The 19,410-nt window shown below is 63.3% G+C and carries 20 protein-coding genes and 1 tRNA gene; 12 read left to right on the top strand and 9 right to left on the bottom strand.

From position 1 onward, the window contains the following. Positions 1-76: 76 nt before the first annotated feature. Together trpB and trpA are read left to right on the top strand one after the other, a co-directional pair. Positions 77-1,312 (top strand): tryptophan synthase subunit beta, encoded by a 1,236-nt coding sequence (trpB, locus tag BM388_RS10880; RefSeq protein WP_089850043.1) that lies wholly within the window; start codon positions 77-79, stop codon positions 1,310-1,312. An 11-nt stretch (positions 1,313-1,323) separates the two neighbouring features. Then, the gene (trpA, locus tag BM388_RS10875) at positions 1,324-2,163 is read left to right on the top strand and encodes a tryptophan synthase subunit alpha (protein WP_089850041.1); all 840 of its coding nucleotides are present in this window, start codon (positions 1,324-1,326) and stop codon (positions 2,161-2,163) included. An 81-nt stretch (positions 2,164-2,244) separates the two neighbouring features. On the opposite strand, the gene secF is transcribed toward trpA, so the two are convergent. From secF to queA, 5 genes are all read right to left on the bottom strand, one after another. Further along, entirely contained in the window at positions 2,245-3,168 is a 924-nt protein-coding gene (secF, locus tag BM388_RS10870; protein WP_089850039.1) for a protein translocase subunit SecF, read from the bottom strand. Positions 3,169-3,177: 9 nt separating this feature from the next. Further along, complete coding sequence (secD, locus tag BM388_RS10865; RefSeq protein ID WP_089850037.1) at positions 3,178-5,028, bottom strand: protein translocase subunit SecD; 1,851 nt, start codon at positions 5,026-5,028, stop codon at positions 3,178-3,180. 158 nt (positions 5,029-5,186) lie between these two features. After that, entirely contained in the window at positions 5,187-5,522 is a 336-nt protein-coding gene (yajC, locus tag BM388_RS10860; RefSeq protein ID WP_089850035.1) for a preprotein translocase subunit YajC, read from the bottom strand. Between the two features lie 63 nt (positions 5,523-5,585). Beyond that, positions 5,586-6,704, bottom strand: a complete 1,119-nt coding sequence (gene tgt / locus BM388_RS10855) for a tRNA guanosine(34) transglycosylase Tgt (RefSeq protein ID WP_217641058.1) — start codon at positions 6,702-6,704, stop codon at positions 5,586-5,588. 117 nt (positions 6,705-6,821) lie between these two features. After that, positions 6,822-7,859, bottom strand: coding sequence for a tRNA preQ1(34) S-adenosylmethionine ribosyltransferase-isomerase QueA (queA, locus tag BM388_RS10850; protein WP_089850031.1), 1,038 nt, complete (start codon positions 7,857-7,859; stop codon positions 6,822-6,824). 141 nt (positions 7,860-8,000) lie between these two features. Between queA and BM388_RS10845 the strand changes: the two genes are divergently transcribed. After that, positions 8,001-8,087: transfer RNA gene (locus BM388_RS10845), tRNA-Leu, on the top strand. A 53-nt stretch (positions 8,088-8,140) separates the two neighbouring features. On the opposite strand, the gene BM388_RS10840 is transcribed toward BM388_RS10845, so the two are convergent. Both BM388_RS10840 and BM388_RS17860 read right to left on the bottom strand, forming a co-directional pair. Further along, the gene (locus tag BM388_RS10840) at positions 8,141-8,980 is read right to left on the bottom strand and encodes a tyrosine-type recombinase/integrase (protein ID WP_175535079.1); all 840 of its coding nucleotides are present in this window, start codon (positions 8,978-8,980) and stop codon (positions 8,141-8,143) included. Between the two features lie 26 nt (positions 8,981-9,006). Beyond that, the gene (locus tag BM388_RS17860; protein WP_175535078.1) at positions 9,007-9,345 is read right to left on the bottom strand and encodes a helix-turn-helix domain-containing protein; all 339 of its coding nucleotides are present in this window, start codon (positions 9,343-9,345) and stop codon (positions 9,007-9,009) included. A 197-nt stretch (positions 9,346-9,542) separates the two neighbouring features. On the opposite strand from BM388_RS17860, the gene BM388_RS10835 reads away from it, so the two are divergent. Then, entirely contained in the window at positions 9,543-10,328 is a 786-nt protein-coding gene (locus tag BM388_RS10835) for a hypothetical protein (protein WP_089850028.1), read from the top strand. Between the two features lie 572 nt (positions 10,329-10,900). Here BM388_RS10835 and BM388_RS10825 read toward each other — a convergent pair. Further along, on the bottom strand, positions 10,901-11,575 hold the full coding sequence (locus tag BM388_RS10825; RefSeq protein ID WP_089850022.1) for a hypothetical protein: 675 nt from the start codon (positions 11,573-11,575) through the stop codon (positions 10,901-10,903). Positions 11,576-11,882: 307 nt separating this feature from the next. On the opposite strand from BM388_RS10825, the gene BM388_RS10820 reads away from it, so the two are divergent. Then, on the top strand, positions 11,883-13,511 hold the full coding sequence (locus BM388_RS10820; RefSeq protein WP_139233928.1) for a hypothetical protein: 1,629 nt from the start codon (positions 11,883-11,885) through the stop codon (positions 13,509-13,511). A gap of 276 nt (positions 13,512-13,787) precedes the next feature. Here BM388_RS10820 and BM388_RS10815 read toward each other — a convergent pair whose 3' ends face one another. Then, complete coding sequence (locus BM388_RS10815) at positions 13,788-14,501, bottom strand: YagK/YfjJ domain-containing protein (RefSeq protein ID WP_175535077.1); 714 nt, start codon at positions 14,499-14,501, stop codon at positions 13,788-13,790. A gap of 743 nt (positions 14,502-15,244) precedes the next feature. On the opposite strand from BM388_RS10815, the gene BM388_RS10810 reads away from it, so the two are divergent. The 7 genes from BM388_RS10810 (at position 15,245) to BM388_RS10780 (ending at position 19,322) form a co-directional block, all read left to right on the top strand. After that, complete coding sequence (locus tag BM388_RS10810) at positions 15,245-15,562, top strand: hypothetical protein (RefSeq protein WP_089850016.1); 318 nt, start codon at positions 15,245-15,247, stop codon at positions 15,560-15,562. 66 nt (positions 15,563-15,628) lie between these two features. Further along, positions 15,629-16,597 (top strand): DUF932 domain-containing protein, encoded by a 969-nt coding sequence (locus tag BM388_RS10805; RefSeq protein WP_089850013.1) that lies wholly within the window; start codon positions 15,629-15,631, stop codon positions 16,595-16,597. A 131-nt stretch (positions 16,598-16,728) separates the two neighbouring features. After that, complete coding sequence (locus BM388_RS17855; protein WP_175535076.1) at positions 16,729-16,902, top strand: hypothetical protein; 174 nt, start codon at positions 16,729-16,731, stop codon at positions 16,900-16,902. A 10-nt stretch (positions 16,903-16,912) separates the two neighbouring features. Then, positions 16,913-17,650 (top strand): ERF family protein, encoded by a 738-nt coding sequence (locus BM388_RS10795; protein ID WP_089850010.1) that lies wholly within the window; start codon positions 16,913-16,915, stop codon positions 17,648-17,650. A gap of 78 nt (positions 17,651-17,728) precedes the next feature. Further along, on the top strand, positions 17,729-18,340 hold the full coding sequence (locus BM388_RS10790) for a lambda exonuclease family protein (RefSeq protein ID WP_089850008.1): 612 nt from the start codon (positions 17,729-17,731) through the stop codon (positions 18,338-18,340). An 11-nt stretch (positions 18,341-18,351) separates the two neighbouring features. After that, positions 18,352-18,849 carry a RadC family protein gene (gene radC, locus BM388_RS10785; RefSeq protein WP_089850006.1) on the top strand — a complete coding sequence of 166 codons (498 nt, stop codon included), beginning with the start codon at positions 18,352-18,354 and terminating at the stop codon, positions 18,847-18,849. A 119-nt stretch (positions 18,850-18,968) separates the two neighbouring features. Continuing rightward, positions 18,969-19,322: a thermonuclease family protein gene (locus BM388_RS10780; RefSeq protein ID WP_139233926.1), complete on the top strand. Its 354-nt coding sequence runs from the start codon at positions 18,969-18,971 to the stop codon at positions 19,320-19,322. Positions 19,323-19,410 lie beyond the last annotated feature (88 nt).

Here is a 19,410-nt window from a genome sequence, read left to right as displayed (position 1 = left end):
GCGCAATGATCGCTTATCACAGGGCCGCGGCGCGCTTTATCGTGATGGCCAACCTCACCAGTCAGGAGTCGTCACCATGGGTCTGCCGCACCCGACCGCCGAACTCGCCCCCGATGCCAACGGTTTCTTCGGTCGCTTCGGTGGCCGCTTCGTCGCCGAAACCCTGATGCCGCTGATCCTCGAGCTTCAGGCGGCCTACGCGTCGGCGAAGCAGGATCCCGATTTCCACGCCGAGCTGGAGGCACTGCACCGCGACTATATCGGGCGAGCGAGCCCGCTCTATTTCGCCGAGCGGCTGACCGAGCAGCTGGGTGGCGCCCGCATCTACCTCAAGCGTGAAGACCTGATGCATACCGGCGCGCACAAGATCAACAACTGCATCGGTCAGGTGCTGCTCGCCCGGCGCATGGGCAAGAAGCGCATCATCGCCGAGACCGGGGCCGGCATGCACGGCGTGGCCACCGCCACCGTGGCTGCCCGCTTCGGCCTGGAATGCATCATCTACATGGGCAGCACCGACATCGACCGCCAACTGGTCAACGTGCAGCGCATGAAGCTGCTGGGCGCCAAGGTGATCCCGGTGACCAGCGGCACCGGCACCCTGAAGGACGCGATGAACGATGCCCTGCGCGACTGGGTGACCAACGTGGCGGACACCTTTTACATCATCGGCACCGTGGCCGGTCCCCATCCCTATCCGGCCATGGTGCGCGACTTCCAGTCGGTGATCGGCCGCGAGGTGCGCGAGCAGATGCCCGAGAAGGAAGGCCGGCTGCCGGACTCCCTGGTGGCCTGCATCGGCGGCGGCTCCAACGCCATGGGGCTGTTCCATCCGTTCCTCGAGGACGAGGGCGTGCGCCTGATCGGCGTGGAGGCCGCCGGCGAGGGACTGGACACCGGCAAGCACGCCGCCAGCCTGCAGGGCGGCAGCCCCGGCGTGCTGCACGGCAACCGGACCTTCCTGCTGCAGTCCGCCGCGGGTCAGATCACCGACGCGCACTCCATCTCGGCGGGGCTCGACTACCCGGGCATCGGCCCCGAGCACGCCTGGTTGCACGAGACCGGTCGCGCCGAGTACGTCGCGGTGACCGATGATGAGGCGCTGGACGCCTTCAAGGCGCTGTGCCGTCTGGAGGGCATCATCCCGGCCCTGGAGACCGCCCACGCCATCGCCCATGCGATCAAGCTGGCGCCGACGCTGCCGGCGGACCATCTGATGGTGCTGAACCTGAGCGGACGGGGCGACAAGGACATGGCCACCGTCACCGAACACCTGGCCGACGAGCTGGCCGACGACGCCCCGGCAGAATGAGGAGAGAGGCGATGACCCAACGCCACGACCGTATTGCACGTCGCTTCAATGAACTCAAGGCCGCCGATCGCGCCGGCCTCGTCACCTTCATCAGCGCCGGCGATCCCGACTACGCCACCAGCCTCGAGACCCTGCTGGCCCTGCCCGAGGCGGGCGCCGACGTGATCGAGCTGGGCATGCCGTTCACAGACCCCATGGCGGACGGTCCGTCCATCCAGGCCTCCACGCTGCGTGCCCTCAAGGGGGGGCAGGACATGCGCAAGACGCTTGCCATGGTGCGGGCGCTGCGCGAGCGCGATGACGCGACGCCGGTGGTGCTGATGGGCTACTACAACCCCATCTACTGCATGGGCGTCGAGGCCTTCCTGACCGAGGCCTTTGATGCCGGCGTGGACGGGCTGATCGTGGTCGACCTGCCGCCTGAGCACGATGCGGAGCTGTGCCTGCCGACCCGGGCCCACGGCCTCGACTTCATTCGCCTGGCGACGCCGACCACCGACGCGCAGCGCCTGCCGCTGGTGCTTGAGAACACCTCGGGCTTCCTCTACTACGTCTCAAGCACCGGCGTGACCGGCGCCGCCGCGCCGTCCGCCGAGCGCGTGGCGCAGGAAGTCGAGGCCATCCGCGCGCGCACCGCGCTGCCGATCGGCGTCGGCTTCGGCATCCGCACCCCGGAGCAGGCCGAGCGCATCGCCCGCTTCGCCGATGCGGTGGTGGTGGGCTCGGCGCTGACCGACAGCGTCGCCCGGGCCGAGAGCCCCGCCGAGGCCTCGCGCAGCGTGCTCGAGCTGACCCGCTCGCTTTCCGCGGCGGTGCGCCGGGCCCGGGAGACGGCACCCGCCGAGGCGTGATTCGAGGCGCTTGCCTCACCTTGCACCGAAAAAAAGCCACCCCTCGGGGTGGCTTTTTGGTGGGCGCGAGAAGGGCCGCCGTCAGGGCAGCTCTTCGGCCTCCGGGTCCTCCTTCTTCGCCGGGATCAGATCCTCGCGCGAGAGCTTCAGCGGCAGCAGCAGGGCCGCGGAGACGTAGATGGAGGAGAAGGTGCCGACCACCACGCCGAGGATCAGCGCCACCGCGAAGTAGTGGATCATGTCGCCGCCGAGGATCACCAGCGCCAGCAGCACCAGCAGGGTAGTGCCCGAGGTCGCCAGGGTGCGCGACAGGGTCTGGTTGATGGACTCGTTGAAGATGGTCGGCATGTCATCGATCTGCGACTTGCGGATGTTCTCGCGGATGCGGTCATAGACCACGATGGTGTCGTTGAGCGAGTAGCCGATCACCGCCAGCACCGCCGCCAGTACCGTGAGGTCGAACTCGAAGCCGAACAGCGCGAAGGCGCCGATCACGATGATCACGTCGTGGAGCAGTGCCAGCAGGGCGCCGAGGGCGAACTTGTACTGGAAGCGCGCCGCGACGTAGAGCATCACGATGCCCAGCGCCACCAGCATGCCCATGCCGCTCTGGTCGCGCAGCTGATCGCCCACCTGGGCGCCGACGAACTCGGCGCGTACCAGCGAGACGTCATGGCCCGAGTCCTGCAGCAGGGTCACGATCTGGTCGCCGACGCCGGCCTCGAAGGCCTGCTGCAGGCGGATCAGCACCTCGGTGGAGGCGCCGAAGGTCTGCACCGCGACGTCCTGGAAACCTGCGCCCTCGAGCGCCTGGCGCACGGTTTCCAGCGCCGGCGCGCTTGAGAAGCGCACCTCGACCAGGGTGCCGCCGGTGAAGTCGAGGCCCAGGTTGAGGCCTAGCGTCAGCATCGCGACCACCGCGGCCAGCAGCATCGCCACCGAGACCCCGAAGGCGATCCGACGCTTGCCCATGAAGTCGAACTGTCGTTGTGTCAGGGATTTCATAGGCACCTCTTAAATCCAGAGCTTCTTGATGGGCTTGCCGCCGTAGCACAGGTTGACCATCGCGCGGGTCACCATCAGGGCGGTGAACAGCGAGGTCAGGATGCCCAGCGAGAGCGTCACGGCGAAGCCCTTGACCGGCCCGGTGCCGATCGAGAACAGGATCAGCGCCACCAGCAGGGTGGTGATGTTGGCATCGACGATCGAGGTGAAGGCTCGCTGGTAGCCGGCGTGGATCGCCTGCTGCACCGAGAGTCCCGTGCGCAGTTCCTCACGGATGCGCTCGAAGATCAGCACGTTGGCGTCCACCGCCATGCCCAGGGTCAGCACGATGCCGGCGATGCCGGGCAGTGTCAGGGTAGCCCCGAGCAGCGACATGGCGGCCACCAGCAGGGTCAGGTTGAGCGCCAGGGCGACGTTGGCGAAGACCCCGAAGACCTTGTAGCGCGCCAGCATGAAGAGCACCACCAAGAGCAGGCCGATCTGCACCGAGAGCACGCCGCGCTCGATGTTCTCGGCGCCGAGGCTCGGCCCGATGGTGCGTTCCTGGGCGAAGTAGATCGGCGCGGCCAGCGAGCCGGAACGCAGCAGCAGGGCCAGCTCGGCCGCCTCGGTGGGCGAGTCGAGCCCGGTGATGCGGAAGCTGTTGCCCAGCGCGCTCTGGATGGTGGCCAGGCTGATGATGCCGCGCTCGGTGTAGGGCGTGCGCTCCACGACCTCCTCGCCGTCGACCATGCGGGTGGTCTCGCGGGTCTTGTGCTCGATGAACAGCACCGCCATGTTGCGGCCGATGTTGGTGCGGGTGGCGCGGTTCATCAGCGTGCCGCCAGTGCCGTCGAGGTCGATATTGACCTGCGGGCGACCGTTCTCGTCGAAGCTGTGGTTGGCGTTGGAAACGCTGTCCCCGGTGATGATCACGTCGCGCATCAGGTCGGCGCGGCGGCCCTCACTGTTGCGGAACGGGAAGGACTCGGTCTCGTTGTCCGGGGTGTCCGGGCGCGCCTCGAGGCGGAACTCGAGGTTGGCGGTGGCGCCGACGATGCGCTTGGCGGCCACGGTGTCCTGCACGCCGGGCAGCTCCACCACGATGCGGTCCGGCCCCTGGCGCTGCACCAGCGGTTCGGCCACGCCCAGCTCATTCACCCGGTTGCGCAGGGTGGTGAGGTTCTGGTTGATGGCGTAGTCCTGGAGCTCGTCCACGGCCTGGTCGTTCATGGTCATCACCAGGCGCGCGCCGCGATCGTCTCCCTCGCTCGAGTAGCTGAACTCGGGGAACTCCCGGCCGATCAGGCCGCGCGCCTCGTCACGATCCTCCGCGTTGGCGAAGGCCATGGAGACGGTGCGCCCCTCGATCTGGGTGTCGCGGTAGCGGATCCGCTCTTCGCGCAGCTGCTCGCGCATGGCGCTGGCGTTGACCTCCAGGCGCTGCTCCAGGGCGGCGTCCATGTCGACCTCGAGCAGGAAGTGCACGCCGCCGCGCAGATCGAGGCCCAGGGTCATGGGCGAGGCGGAGAGCGACTGCAGCCATTCAGGGGTCGATTCGGCCAGGTTCAGCGCCACCACGTAGTCGTTGCCGAGCATCTCGGCGATGCGGTCGCGGGCCCTGATCTGGTCGTCGGCGTTGTCGAGGCGGATCAGCACGCGATTGGCGTCGCGCTCGGCCTCGGTGATCTCGATGCCGGCCTCGTCGAGGTCGTCGCGGATGCGCTCGAGCTGGCGCTCATCGATGGTGGCGTCGCCCCGCTCGCTGCTGATCTGGACTGCCGGATCCTCGGGGAAGAGGTTGGGAAGGGAGTAGACCAGGCCGGCGAGGAGGACGATGAGTATCAGCAGATACTTCCACAGGGGGTAACGGTTGAGCATGGGGCCCTGTCCTCAGGTTGCGGACGTTGGAGGCTGACGAGGCGGGCCGGGCGGGCAATGAAGGAGGGAGCCGGTCGCGCGGCTCCTGCCGCACCGGCCGCAGGGCGGCCCCCGTCACGGCCGGGGGTGGCCGGCGACGGGGGCGAAGGGCGCCCGGGTCAGATGGACTTGATGGTGCCCTTGGGCAGGACGTTGGCCACGGCATTCTTCTGCACGTTGACCTCGGTGCCGTCGGCGATTTCCATGCTCAGGAACTCGCTTTCGTCGCTCACCTTGGTGATGCGGCCCAGCATGCCGCCGCCGATGACGATCTCGTCACCCTTGGAGAGGTTGCCGATCAGCTGCTTGTGCTGCTTGGCACGCTTAGCCTGGGGACGCCACAGCAGAAAGTAGAAGATGGCCACGAAGCCGACCAGCATGACGATCTGGGCGATGCCCCCACCGGGGGCGGCCGCGTCCTGGGCCATGGCCGGGGAAATGAAGAAGTCCAGCATGTATGACGATCTCCTGAGTGATGAATAGAGGCATGAATGACCGGCCGGCGGGCCGGTCATGGGTCAATTCGGTGCGGGAGGAACCGGCAGGCCGCGCTGCGTATAGAAGCCTTCCACGAAGTTCGCCAATGTACCCGCTTCGATGGCACCGCGCAAACCGGCCATCAGGCGCTGATAGTGGCGCAGGTTGTGGATGGTATTGAGCATCGAACCGAGCATTTCACCGCAGCGATCGAGGTGGTGCAGGTAGCTGCGCGAGAAGTTCTGGCAGGTGTAGCAGTCGCAGCCTTCTTCCAGCGGCCCGGTGTCATAGCGATGCTTGGCGTTGCGGATCTTGACCGTGCCCTCGGCGGTGAAGAGATGGCCGTTACGCGCGTTGCGGGTGGGCATCACGCAGTCGAACATGTCGACGCCACGGCGTACGCCCTCCACCAGGTCCTCGGGCTTGCCCACGCCCATCAGGTAGCGCGGGGTGTCCTCCGGCATCCAGGTCGGCAGGTAGTCGAGCACCTTGATCATCTCCTCCTTGGGCTCGCCGACGGAGAGGCCGCCGATGGCCAGGCCATCGAAGCCGATCTCTAAAAGGCCCTTGAGCGAGGCCTCGCGAAGCTCCGGGTACATGCCGCCCTGGATGATGCCGAACAGCGCCGAGGGCGAGTCGCCATGGGCCTCGCGAGAGCGCTTCGCCCAGCGCAGCGAGCGCTGCATGGAGAGCTCGGCTTCCTTCTCGGTGGCGGGGTAGGGCGTGCACTCGTCGAAGATCATCACCACGTCGGAGCCCAGCGAGCGCTGCACGGCCATGGACTCCTCGGGGCCCATGAACACCTTGGCGCCGTCCACCGGCGAGCGGAAGTGCACGCCCTGCTCGGTGATCTTGCGCATGGCGCCCAGCGAGAACACCTGGAAGCCGCCGGAGTCGGTGAGGATGGGCTTGTCCCACTGGGCGAAGTCGTGCAGGTCGCCGTGGGCCTCGATCACCTCGGTGCCGGGGCGCAGCCAGAGGTGGAAGGTGTTGCCGAGGATGATCTCGGCGCCGATCTCCTTGACCGACTCGGGCGTCATGCCCTTGACGGTGCCGTAGGTGCCCACCGGCATGAAGGCCGGGGTTTCCACCGTGCCCCGCGGGAAGGTCAGGCGGCCGCGCCGGGCCCGACCGTCGCTGGCCAGGCGCTCGAATGTCATGAAGCTTTCTTTACGCATGGGGAGTCTCGCTTGCCTCGAAGGGCCCCGTGCCGGCGGCACGCGGGACCCGGGTGTCAGGGCGGTCCAAAAAAGGGCGATCGGGCGAGGGCGTGTGGCTCAGCGCGCGCGCTCGAGGAACATGGCATCGCCGTAGCTGAAGAAGGCGTAGCCTTCTGCCACCGCCTCCCGGTAGGCCGCCATCGTCGTGTCATAGCCGGCGAAGGACGACACCAGCATCAGCAGGGTCGATTCCGGCAGGTGGAAGTTGGTCACCAGGGCGTCGACCACGCGCCATTCATAGCCGGGGTAGATGAAGATGTCGGTCTCGCCGCTGTAGGGCGCGATCTCACCGTCAACACTCTTCAGGCAGGCCGATTCCAGGCAGCGCACGCTGGTGGTGCCCACCGCGATCACCCGGCGACCCGCGGCGCGGGCGCGGCGCACCTGCTCGCAGGCCGTCTCGCTCACCTCGATCCACTCGCTGTGCATGTGGTGATCGCGAATGTCGTCGGCGCGCACCGGCTGGAAGGTGCCGGCGCCCACGTGCAGCGTGACATAGGCGCTCTCCACGCCCTTCTCGGCCAGGGCCGCCAGCAGCGGCTCGTCGAAGTGCAGGCCGGCGGTGGGCGCGGCCACCGCGCCGTCGCGCCGCGCATAGACGGTCTGGTAGCGCTCGCGGTCGGCCAGCTCGTCCTCGCGGGTGATGTAGGGTGGCAGCGGCATGTGGCCGTGGGCCTCGAGCAGCGCGATCAGCGGCGTCTCGCCTAAAAAGCGCAGCTCGAACAGCGCGTCCTGGCGGCCCTCCACCACGGCGCGGATATCGCCCTCGAAGATGATTTCGGTGCCGGGCTTCGGTGACTTGCTCGAACGCAGGTGCGCCAGGCCGCGGTGGGCATCCAGCGGGCGCTCGAGCAGCATCTCCACCTTGCCGCCGCTGGCCTTGTGGCCGTGCAGGCGCGCGGGAATCACCCGGGTGTCGTTGAACACCAGCAGGTCGCCGGGCTCGAGCAGCTCGACCAGGTCGGGGAAGCGGCGGTGGGCGAGGGATCCGCTCTCGCCATCGACGCACAGCAGGCGGCAGTCGCTGCGCTGTTCTGAGGGATAGCGCGCGATCAGCGCCTCGGGAAGCTCGTAGTGAAAGTCGGCACGCTGCATGAGACGTTTCGGTCCGGATGAGGGGCGTCGAGGGCGACTCGCGGGGAGCCGCGCAAAGCCCGCTAGGATACCGTCTCGACGCGATGAAGTCAGCCGGCCGATTGACCTGCCCCGGCGCCCACGTATAATGCCCCTCGCGTTGCCGGCGTGGCGGAATTGGTAGACGCAGCGGATTCAAAATCCGCCGGGTGCAAGCCCTTGTCGGTTCGAGTCCGACCGCCGGTACCACTTCAAAAACAGTCGCTTACGGGCGACTGTTTGCGTTTCTGCCCTCCCTTTTTCTAGTGCTTGGTCGCAGTTTGGTCGCAGAAGGCCGCGCTCAAGCTCGGCAGGCGTGAGCCAATATCGTCCAACCCCGCATCGAACATGTGGGAGTAGCGGCTGGTGACGATCAGGCTGGAATGCCCTAGCAGATCGCGCACCGTGGTCATGCTCTCGCCGGCCTGGGCCAGCATGCTGGCGTAGCTGTGGCGTAGGTCGTGAAAGCGCAGATCGGGTCGCCCCACGGCCTGGCGAGCATGCTCCCACACCGTTCGCAGCCGATGATAGGTGGTAGCGAAGGGCAGCTCGTCCAGCCAGGGCCTTGCATCTTCCGGTACTGGCACCACCCGGGCCTTGCCGCTCTTGGTCTGGTCTGGCCGCAGCAGGATGCGACCACCGTGGACGTTCGAGGCAGCGAGGCTGAGCAGCTCGCCCTGGCGTAGCCCGGTCAGTGCTGCCAGGGCGATCACGCGTTTCTCGACAATCGAGTGATCGGGGATGGTTTGCAGCAGCTGACCCACCTGCTCGATGGTCAGGTACACATGCCGTTCGTTCTTCGGCATCTTCTTGCGGATCTTGTCGCCCAAGGGGCGGTCCAGCCACCCCCATTCTCGGTAGGCAAGGTTCAGTACCCGCTTTACCACCTGCAGATGGTTGTTGATGGTGCTCTGTGCTCGCCCCTGCTTGCGAAGGTCTCTGGCCATCTCGCGAGCCTTGTCGACGCTTTCCATTCCGAGCAGCACCCGGTCGCCCATGTAGTGGGCCACCGGTCGGATGGCCTTCACCTGGCTGGCCACGTCGTATTCGTCGATCCATCGCTCGAGCCCCTCAATGAAGGTGCGCCGCGGCTGGCGTCCCATCGCCTCACCCTGGAAAGCCGCTTCGTTCAGTTCGGCTTGGCGCTTCGCTGCGTATTCCCGCGCCTGCCGCTCCCCCTCTCTATCCCCTTCAAACGTTCGTTGATGTCGGTGACCGTGGTACGTTTCCGTGACCACCCACCGGTTCCTCTTTTCCCTGTATCTGACTGTGATTCCCATGTGTCGCGTTCCTCAGGCTGAGGGCCGCGCTTGCAGTTCTCAGCGTACCTCTCCACTGCGATCTGCTCAAAGCGCACTGCGGTGCCGAACTGGACGAACCCGATCTTGTGCTTGTTGACATAGACCCAACTGAGGCTCATGCCCAGCCGTTCAGCGACCTGATCGGGGCGTAGTAGTGCTCCTGCCATGGCAGTTTCCCTAATTCGCTGTCTTGATGGCCCAATCTTGGTGACCCTCCGTCGCCTGCGAATCGCCACTCCTTAAACTTCTCGGAATTTTAGGGATCGACATTGACGTCGATTCGCGAATGTGATTAGGGGTGGGTCAGGGTGGCCGCAGCCAGAAGCGGGTGCTATATAAGGGTCACTGGATTGAGCAGGGAGGCATGATTGACGTGACGACTACAGACCCTTGGCAGATGATCTTTGATAAAGCCGGTGACCTTGCCGACTCTCTTTTGCACGAACTGCCGAAAAGTAAGGTCGACGCAGTGGATATGGAGGAGCAAGTCGTCAGCACGATTGAGAAAATCGCGACTGGTGAAGTCGACCCAAGAAAGGACTGGTCGGTGATTATACGGCCGGTCAGTAAGGAGAGTATGATTGATGAGCGAATTGACGAACACTTTGACATTGCATTGCGACAGGCGGTGTATGTTCGTATCCTTTTCGAGTATCACATGCAGAAGATAAAAGGCTATTTTTCCGAGGCGTCGCAGCCCGGGATGCTCATGAAAGTTGGCGAAGAAATGCTTGACTCATTTGCCTGCGCTCAGCAGCACGCGACAGCGTGGCGCTTGCTGAAAGCGGTCCGCGACAAGAGTTTGCAGTCTCAATATGGAAATCAGGTAAAGGCCGAGAAAAAAGAAGAGAGAGAGGTGTTGTTGCGCAGCCTGATTGAGTCATCCCTTGACCGGCTTCGACCTCCAGGTGGTTGGCGTAACCATGTCCTAGCTTCACAGGAGGTTGCAAAAGATGTTGCGGCCATTTGCAAGAGCTTTTCTTTGGATATCTCGATGAATGAAGATCAGGTTTTTGAGAAGATTCAGCCGATTATTTGGAAGGAGCCAAGGTTCAGAAAGGCTTTCAATGAGAGTGCGGAAAAGGAGCTCTCTGAGCCGCATAAAACACGAAGGGTTTGGTTGAATCTTGATTTTGTTGATGGTGAATAGGGGTGCGATCTCTGCATAGAGTTTGAATAAAGAAGTCAGTTTTCTAAAGCTGACTTCTTTCTAACCCCTTCCGTGTTTGTCTGCGAGTCCCACGCCTCACAGCCATTCGAAACAGAGGCTTTGAGTCGGTACGACATTAAGGATGTGAGGTTGCTGCAGAGCAGTAGGTTCTTTGCTATAATCGTAGTCTTCTCATAAAGACATTTTTTTATTGAAGGAGTGCGTACATGGTGGAGTGTCACTACTGCGAAAAGCCCTTGGGCGACTTGACGTGGGTCATGGATAAGCTGAGCCAGAATAAAATGAATGGGGAGCTGGGCTTCCAGTCAGAGTGTTGCGGTGGAGCTTTCAAGGCCTATTCAAAAGTCATGGCTTACCATGTGGTTCCTTTGGACCCTGTTCCAGAGGGCAGGCCGAGCGGGCCTATCCTTATTGGCCATGCCTGATTAGGCTCCGATTGTGGTGGGTCGGTGAAGTAATTCACCGGCCTTTTCTCGATTGTGTCGCAGCTTTGATGAGGAGTTGTACCCCAAGAAGGCTCTCCAAAAGCTATACCACAGCTCACAATGTGGTCACTCAAAGGGTGCTGCTATGTCGCGTGCTTGGGCCCTCTCTGATAGACGGTGAGCCAGTGATCCTGTCTTAAGGCGCAGCATCTTGACATCGCGCAGCGGCGTCTCCAGCGCCGACAGGCGTGCCTGGAGCAGCGACCGGTAGGCGGCCTTGCCGGCCTCCTCCAGCGTCGCGTTGTCGTACTCGCTAGCCAGTGCCTCCAGACAGCATCGATGATCCAAGTTCTCCGCCAGAGCTTCGAGCAGAGCGTCAATGGTGTCTCGATATACCCGCTCGGCTTGCTGGTACTTGATGCGCTGATCCTTCAAGCGGGCTTTGTAGGTGGCGCTGGTTTTCTTCAGCTGTTTCGCCGCCCGGTCATGCTGGTACCAGGCATCCTGAATGACCTCCCCCAGCACCCCGACCTTGGTATCCCCTCGCTTTCTTGCCAGCTTGTCCAGGAGGTATAGCACCTTGTTGGGAAGATGATAGGTCACCGTCCTCCGATAGGGGTGTTGCCGCGACTTTTCCTTCCGCCAGGCGGTCTGCATCTTGCGATAGCGCTCGCGAAAGAGTGGGTCGCCCATGCGTGCTTCGAGAGCCGCGATCAATGCGCTGACATCCGGCAGCGGGTGTGGTGAGTAGAGGTCAACGGGCACAGTGAAGTCAGGTTGGTGACGACCAAGATAGCCCATGATCCACTCCAGCTGAGCAGGGTTTTGGGGGTCGATCCATACATGTGGCGGTCGAGGCATGGCGATGTCTTGCACTCTATGGCAGGGCGTCTCGGCGCAGGTCGTGTCGTTTAATGCTCCGTGCTACGGCACCGAGTATAGAGGTGGCATCGACCGGGCTCAATCCGCCTCATGATTTTTGTGACTAGCTATCGTGACTTAGTCACGTGACAATGTCACAATATTATTTTGTATTCCATATAAAACGGTTTATTATGGGAACAAAATTACTTCACTGACCCGTGGCATCAAGGGGTGAGGCAACCGGATGACGCATTCTTTACTGTGGCTGGGCGGGGTATCGCTATCGCCAGAAACGCGCTGGTGGCTGTGGCAATGGTCGCGCCATATCGGCCTTGATCGCCCCGTGACCTGTTCGTTACGCACGCTGCCGGACAGACTGCAGGTGCCTGATAGCCAAGGGCAGGCAACGCTCCGGTCGCTCAAGGCGTCGGGGTGGATAGAGGCGACCCCGGCTCCCAACAAGGGACGCGGACGATCCTGCGAGACGTATCGTGTGGCACCATCGCTGGTGGCTAAGCTTGCCGCACTTCCGCAGCCCAGCGTGCCGCTGGCAGACTGCATCGAGTCCGTCAGCGGTTGGGAAGCGTCGGGGGACAAGGCGGTGGATGACGTCACCACAGCGGTGAAGATGACACCGATCGACGGGGGCTCGAAGCGACGAGCCTTGGAGACGCTATCCGATAGCGAATTGCCGATGGACGGAAGTGACAATGGGGGAGGTGACGGGTCGGTCTTGCTATCGCCGTTGCCACCGAACCTTCGTAAAGGCCATGCACGCAAATATCAGCTTACCTCGGCTAATCGGTGGCTGGTAATGGTGCTGCTCGCTCACGCCGACAGTGCCGGACAGGTCATTGGTTTGGGCTTCTCGGAGTTGAAATCTCTGACCGGGATGGGGCGCAGTCGGCTGCACAGTCAACTGAGCAAATTAAAGCGGCTGGGGCTGTTAGGCCATTACCAGCCTGGGCGTATGGGCCTGGGCGGTCGACGGACATCGCTGTTCACGCTGAACCTCTCTCATCCCGCGTTCGGTCGGCGTGACCGACTGTGCGTGGATCTGCTGATCTGGACCCCGCGTACCAAGGGCGCGCCATTACCGCCGATGACCGAGATCAACGGCCTGGCAGAGGCGCTATTTGTCGTGGCGATGCTGGAAAGCAGGTCCTCTGGTGGCGTGGGGCCACACGGGCTGTCCGACGGTGACGAGGCCGTTTTCGATGATGCGAGGTGGCTGCTGCCGGCCGGGTTTCGCGTCGGTGCACAGGGGGCATGGTTGGCGGAACACTATGATGAGGCGTTAGCCCACTGGTTGCAGTGCCGCCTGCAGGCCTATGCCCTGCAGCTGCTGGCCCGGAGCGAGGGGAGTGATGCGTCGAACATCGATGATGTGGCGGTGCGTCACCCCGATGTGGTCAAGGCCATCGTCGATGATTTCCCACGTTGGCCCCAAGATGCCTCGTCACTGGGTGGCGATGCTGATGCGCTACCGCCCCAAGTGACCCTCTTCTATCCCCTTGCCCGTCACTTGGCCGTACAGCTCCAAGACTTGCTCGAACTCGCCAACGCTTCGCATGATGCGGTTGATGTGACGTCGCTCGATTTTTGTCTGATCCCCGACAATCGAGATCGTCAGGCCGCCTGGCGGCTGTATGGATTTGCCAAGAGTCGGGAGGACGCAACCTCACCCATTGGGTTACCGGCCACCCTGGACCCGGTAACAAGCGATTTCGCCGTGTGGCTACGCCGCCGTCAGCAAGCCAGCGCTTGGGTGTCCGGCATGTCGGGTCCTCCTGGAGGTCATGCGCAGCATCATGGCAAAGAGGGTACCGACTCTGGCGCCACTCGCTACCGCCGACTGCCACCAAAACAGTGATAGCCCGAGGCGATGTGTTTGGAATAGGCCTTGCACAGGTAGCTTGCGGCATAGAACACCTCCGCGAAGGTCGCCGCGTCATCGCGGTGGAGTGATGGACACACAACTCACCGGCTCGCTGTCTCGAAAGCGGTTCAGAGGTGTGTTTCGACAGATCCTCAGTCAGCCCCTGGGGCAGCCTAAAGGGGAATAGGCGGTCGCCACTACCTGCCCCCTTCTTCCTCCAGCAGTCCTTGGCTCGCGGGCCCCGCGGTAGCCCTTGACGCGGAGGAGGGGCTAGCGGCGACTCCCATCGCAGCAATGCATCCCTTGAGCGATGGGTTTGGTGTGCGCCTTACACATGTAGCTCGCCGCGTAGAAGAGCTGCTCGAACGAGTCCTGGTCGTCACGATGGAAGTGGAAGGTGATGAGCTCTTTGGTGAACTTATCCTTGGAGACGTTGACCAGTCCCCCCATCTGTTCCGCTGGCAAGCCAATGACCCCTTCCCAGGCGCGCACGAGTCGGTGGTAGAGGATGTCCCCTGCATACGCCTCGGTAGCGCTCTTCTCAGCGTAGGCACTCAACGGCCCCAGGCTTTGCAGGGCATTGCCGTTGAACAGCAGCAGAACGTGGTAATGGGGCTTGTCGCTGGTGTCCTGCTCCCGAACCCAGACGTAGCGCATGTCATGTGGGTACTTGATCTTGATCAGGTCGAGTTCCCAGCCCAGTCTCGTAAAGAATTTGTTCATCGCGGCATTACTGGCCAGCAGGGAACTGACCGGCATGGCCTCGGGGAAGCGCAGATCGATGCGGATCGCGTAGGTTCGGCTATTGGCACGGCGTGCCTGGTTCATCACGCGGAGGAGGGTATACAGGTAATTTTCGATCAAGGGTCCTCGTGAGGTCTGGACCCGCATGTCGTGGTAATACGCATCAAACCACAGGCGTAGATGGGGATTGTCCCAGTGGCGTTTGCGCAAGCGCTGGCCGACGGTTGGCTTGAGTTTCATGGTATCTGTCTCCTGGTAAACACCCACGCGGATACCCACGGCACTGAGGCCGTGTCCTTTACGGGGCGGTGTCATCGTGAAAGAGGTGAAGGGTTAGCCCACTCCAAGGCGATGGCGCGTCACAACGCGTAGCCATCGTCCCGTGCAGGAAGGGGATAGGCTCTGGTGGGATATGACACGCGCGTGGTCATGGCCTTCGGCCCCACGCCACGTGTCAGTCACTCCTCTATGTTAAAGCTGTAATAGTGAAGTCAGCGTCACTGACGGGGCAGGTCACCTGGTTCTCTGGAAGGTCCATTGCTGGTGTCACTGTCGATATATGTCTCTGAGAGGGTTGCTTATTCTAGCGACCTCTTACTGTCGTCTGTTGCCTTTCCCCTACGGGGTATCTCCTGTTGTCCTTGATGGATGGGTCGTCGGCTTGTAGGCCTCCTCCCTGGTGATATTCCTGTGGTGTTCTGCGTATGCATACTACTAGGTACCGTCAGTCACACGGGGAACAGCCCGATGGAGTAGGGGGGTTGTGTCCCATTCTCCATGAGCCATTGCGGCGTTCCGATCCCGGCTTTCCGTCTATTCCAAACAGTAGAAAATAATTCCATTTTATTAATGAGATAACGACGAGCCACAGAGGCTCGGCGCTCGCTCACACCATGAGCGACGATTGTATTTTTTTCAGACCTATATCACTCCTGTGACCCAAGTCCTACCCAGGCTTCTTCCACCGACACAGGACACATGACATGCCCCCACCCTGCTCGCGCTGTGTCTCGCAGCGCGTGATCAACCTCGAGACCGCCCGCAAGTTGGGGACGGCTACCGGCGCGTTGGCCGGCTCCCTAAAGGGTGCCTATGCGTCGCTCTCCTCGCCCGGCCGGTTGCCGGCCTCCTCCGCTCACTTTCCCCTCAGCCGAGTCGCCGTTGCAGTGATGGCCGCTGCGTCGAGCGGTATCGCCGGGGCCGCCGCTGGCCATCAGATGGTCCAGCACCTGTTTCCTCCCGGAGAAGGCACGCCCTGGCTCTGCCTGGGATGCGGCCATGCCTTCCGGGTACTGGATTGATCCCGTCACCCCACTTTCATCCCCTCTGCCGGCGACTTGCCGGCTTTTTCGTCTTGGAGGTTTCTTATGGCACATCAGATCGAACACATGGCCTACGTCGGCGACACCCCCTGGCATGGCCTGGGGCAACAACTCTCGCGCCATCAGCCCCTGGAGGTGTGGCGGCAGCAGACCGGCATGGACTGGCACATCGAAGCCTCCCCGGTGCGCTTCATCGCCGATGGTACGGGGCACCTGGGCAGCATCCACTCCTTCCCGGAGCAGAAGGTGCTCTACCGCTCGGACACCCGGGCCCCGCTGTCGGTGGTCTCCCAGCGTTACAAGGTGGTGCAGCCGGAGGAGGTGCTGGAGTTCTACCGGGATCTGACCGAGTACGCCGGCTATGAGCTGGAGACCGCCGGGGTGCTCAAGGGTGGGCGCAAGTTCTGGGCGCTGGCCCGCAGCGGCCTGGGCACCGCCTTGAAGGGGCAGGACCAGGTCAACGCCTACCTGCTGCTTGCCACCTCCTGTGATGGCTCATTGGCGACGGTGGCCACGCCCACCTCGGTACGGGTGGTGTGCAACAATACCCTGACTATCGCCGTGGACGATATGGCTCAGGGCGTGAAGGTGCCGCACAGCACCGAGTTCCGCCCGCAACTGGTCAAGCAACAGCTGGGCATCTCGGTCGCGCAGTGGGACGACTTCATGTACCGCATGAAGACCCTGGCCGAACGCCGGGTCACCCGTTCCGAGGCCCAGGCCTACTTCCAGTCGGTGATCTGCAATGCCGAGGCACCGCTGGAGGATCCCTCCGGCTTGCCAAACGTCCGCGCCCTGAATCGGGTACAGGCTCTCTACCAGGGAGAGGGACTTGGTTCCCAGCTGTGTACCGCCAGGGACACGGCATGGGGCCTGCTCAATGCGGTGACCGAGTACGTCGACCATGAGAAGCGGGCACGCAGCAACGACTACCGCATGGACTCCGCCTGGTTCGGCCAAGGGGCCAGTCTCAAGGACAAGGCCCTGGAATCGGCCATGGCGCTGGTGAGCTGATCATCAGGGCGCCTTGTGTCACGGATCGCTTTCCCTCTCACCGTCTTAATCCACGTTCCCACACCACGGCATAGCGCCCGGCCCACCACGGCCGGGCGTTTTTGTTTCTGGAGGTGCCGATGCAACCGCCCATGACATTCGAGATCTGCCGCGCCCTGACCCAGCTGACCCGTCAGCTACTGGAGGCCAGGGAGTACGAGGCCCAGACCCACGTGCTGGCCAAGGGCCAGCTGTATCGCGTGGTCGTGTCGCTGGAGCCGGTCCCCGCCGACCAGCTCCAGGACGTCATCAACCGCTACCAGTAAGGAGATCCCCATGGCCATTCCCATCCAACCCGATGCCAATGGCAAGACACCGGTCACCCAGTCCCTTCAGGACAGTACCGCGATCATCCAGGTGATCGAACGGGCCGCCCTCAACCCCGAGGTCGACATCGACAAGATGGAGCGCCTGCTGCAGATGCAGGAGCGCGTCCTCGATCGCCAGGCACTGATGGCCTACAGCGCCGCCATGGCGGCCATGCAGACCGAGTTGCCGAGCATTGCCGAGCGCGGCCAGGGCAACAACGGCGCCTACGCCACCCTGGAGGACATCGTCGACACCGTGCGCCCGATCATGCAGAAGCACGGCTTCGCGGTGAGCTTCCGGATCCAGACCCAGGAACGCGGCATCCAGGTCACCGGGGTGCTGATGCACCAGGACGGCCACCGCGAGGAGACCAGCATGCTGCTGCCGGCCGATACCAGCGGCAGCAAGAACGCCGTGCAGGCCTTCGGCTCCTCGACCAGCTACGGCAAGCGCTACGTGCTCTGCGCCCTGCTCAACATCACCACCCGCGGCCAGGACGACAACGGCCAGGCCGCCGCCCCGGTGAAGCTGGTCACGTCCTTCCAGGCGGGGCAGCTCAGGCAGCTGATCACTGTCTGTCCCGCGGCCACGCAGGAATGGTTCGTCGGCAAGTACGGCGAGGCCGAACAGGTACCGCGCAGTGATTTCGACAAGCTGCGGGCCTCCCTGCAGAAGCGCGCCAGGCCCGATCGTCAACACCACTGATCCAACAACGTCATTGACCGGCCAGCGAGGGGACAGCCCCCTCGCCGTGTATGCCGTGTCATCGAGAAGGAGAGCGTCATGCAGATCCTGACACTGGAACAGGGTACGCCGGAGTGGCATGCCGCCCGTCTGGGCATCGTCACCATGTCCGAACTGAAGACCCTGCTGGTCAAGGGCAAGGGCCCGGCAGGCTTCGGTGCCGGTGCCCTGAGTTACATGCACCAGCTGATCGGCGAGCGCATCACCGGCGAGCCGTCCGATGCCTTTTCGGGCAACACCCACACTCAGCGCGGGCATGAACTGGAACCATTGGCCCGCGAGCTCTACCAGGAGGCCACCGGCCTGCCTCGGCTGGAGCAGGTCGGCATCATCCTCAACCACGGGGTGGGTTATTCCCCGGATTGCCTGGTGGACAGCCGCGGCCTGGTGGAGATCAAGACCAAGCTCCCCAAGTACCAGATCGAGTTGCTGCTCGAGGGAGAGCTGCCCCCGGAACATGTCGCGCAGTGCCAGGGCGGTCTGTGGGTCAGCGAACGGGAGTGGATCGACTTTGTCAGCTACTGGCCGGGCATGCCGCTGTTCGTCAAGCGGGCCTACCGGGACGAGGCGATGATCCGCAGCATCGCCGAGCGGGTCGAGGCGTTCTACGCGGAACTGGAGCGCCGCATGGCGCTGGTGATGGCGGCCTGAGGAGACAGAACATGACCCATTGCAAGCTGGTGGCCGGCGAAGTCGCCGGCACCTACCGCGTCACCGCCCCGGTGACAGAGGCTGAGCTGCTGCAGATCGCCCAGCGGCTCGCCAGGCGCCGGCTGGCCAGGGGACGCAAGCTCACCCAGCCGGCACTGGCCTTCGAGTACCTGCAGGTGTTGCTGCAGGAGGTTGAGCATGAGGTGTTCAGCGCCATCTTCCTAAATACCCAACACCGCGTGATCCGTTTCGAGGAACTGTTCCGCGGCACCATCGACTCGGCCAGCGTCTACCCCCGCGAGGTGGTGAAGAAGGCGTTAGCCTGTAACAGCGCCGCTGTCATACTGGTCCATAATCACCCAAGCGGCGATCCCGAGCCCAGTGATGCCGACCGGCGCATCACCCAGCGGCTTAAGGAGGCGCTGGGCCTGATGGAGATCCGGGTCATCGACCACATCGTGGTCGGGAGCGAGGGGTGTGTCTCCTTTGCCGAACGTGGCTACCTATAACCTGACAGCATATTCGCCACCACAGCGCTTCCCACGAGGAGGCGCTGCGGTGGCATAGGAAGGCAGGTGATTCTTATTTTGCGAGCTGCAGTGTCGTGAGCATCTACGATGGCGACACCATGACCGTATTCTGCGATGGTCGCGAGGAGAAGATACGCCTGTACTGCATCGATGCCCCGGAGATGGGCCAGCAGCTCTGGGGCCGCCGCAGCCGCGACCACCTGCGCCGTATCACGCCGAGCCAGGTGGAGGTGCGAGCGATCGAGCGCGATCGCTACGGGCGGCTGGTGGGGGAGGTGTTGGCCGGCGGGCGAAGCCTGAACCTGGCGATGGTCGCGGCAGGTGAGACTGCCGTGTACGACCGCTACTGCGATGAACGGCGTTACTCTGTGGCGGAGCGCCGGGCCCGCCAGTTAGGGCAGGGCGTGTGGGGGCAGCCGGGGTTGCAGCAGCGGCCGTGGGAGTGGAGATGAGTGAGCGTTCAGAGATGTAACACAAGTATGACTCGGCTCCTATATTAAAGGGTTCCGAGGCTAGTATGATGGAGCATGTACATCAATC

This window comes from Halomonas saccharevitans, assembly GCF_900116405.1.
In the GTDB taxonomy this organism is placed as follows: domain Bacteria; phylum Pseudomonadota; class Gammaproteobacteria; order Pseudomonadales; family Halomonadaceae; genus Halomonas; species Halomonas saccharevitans.
The sequence above is the reverse complement of the archived record's forward strand: the minus strand, read 5'-3'. Positions and strand labels throughout refer to the sequence as shown.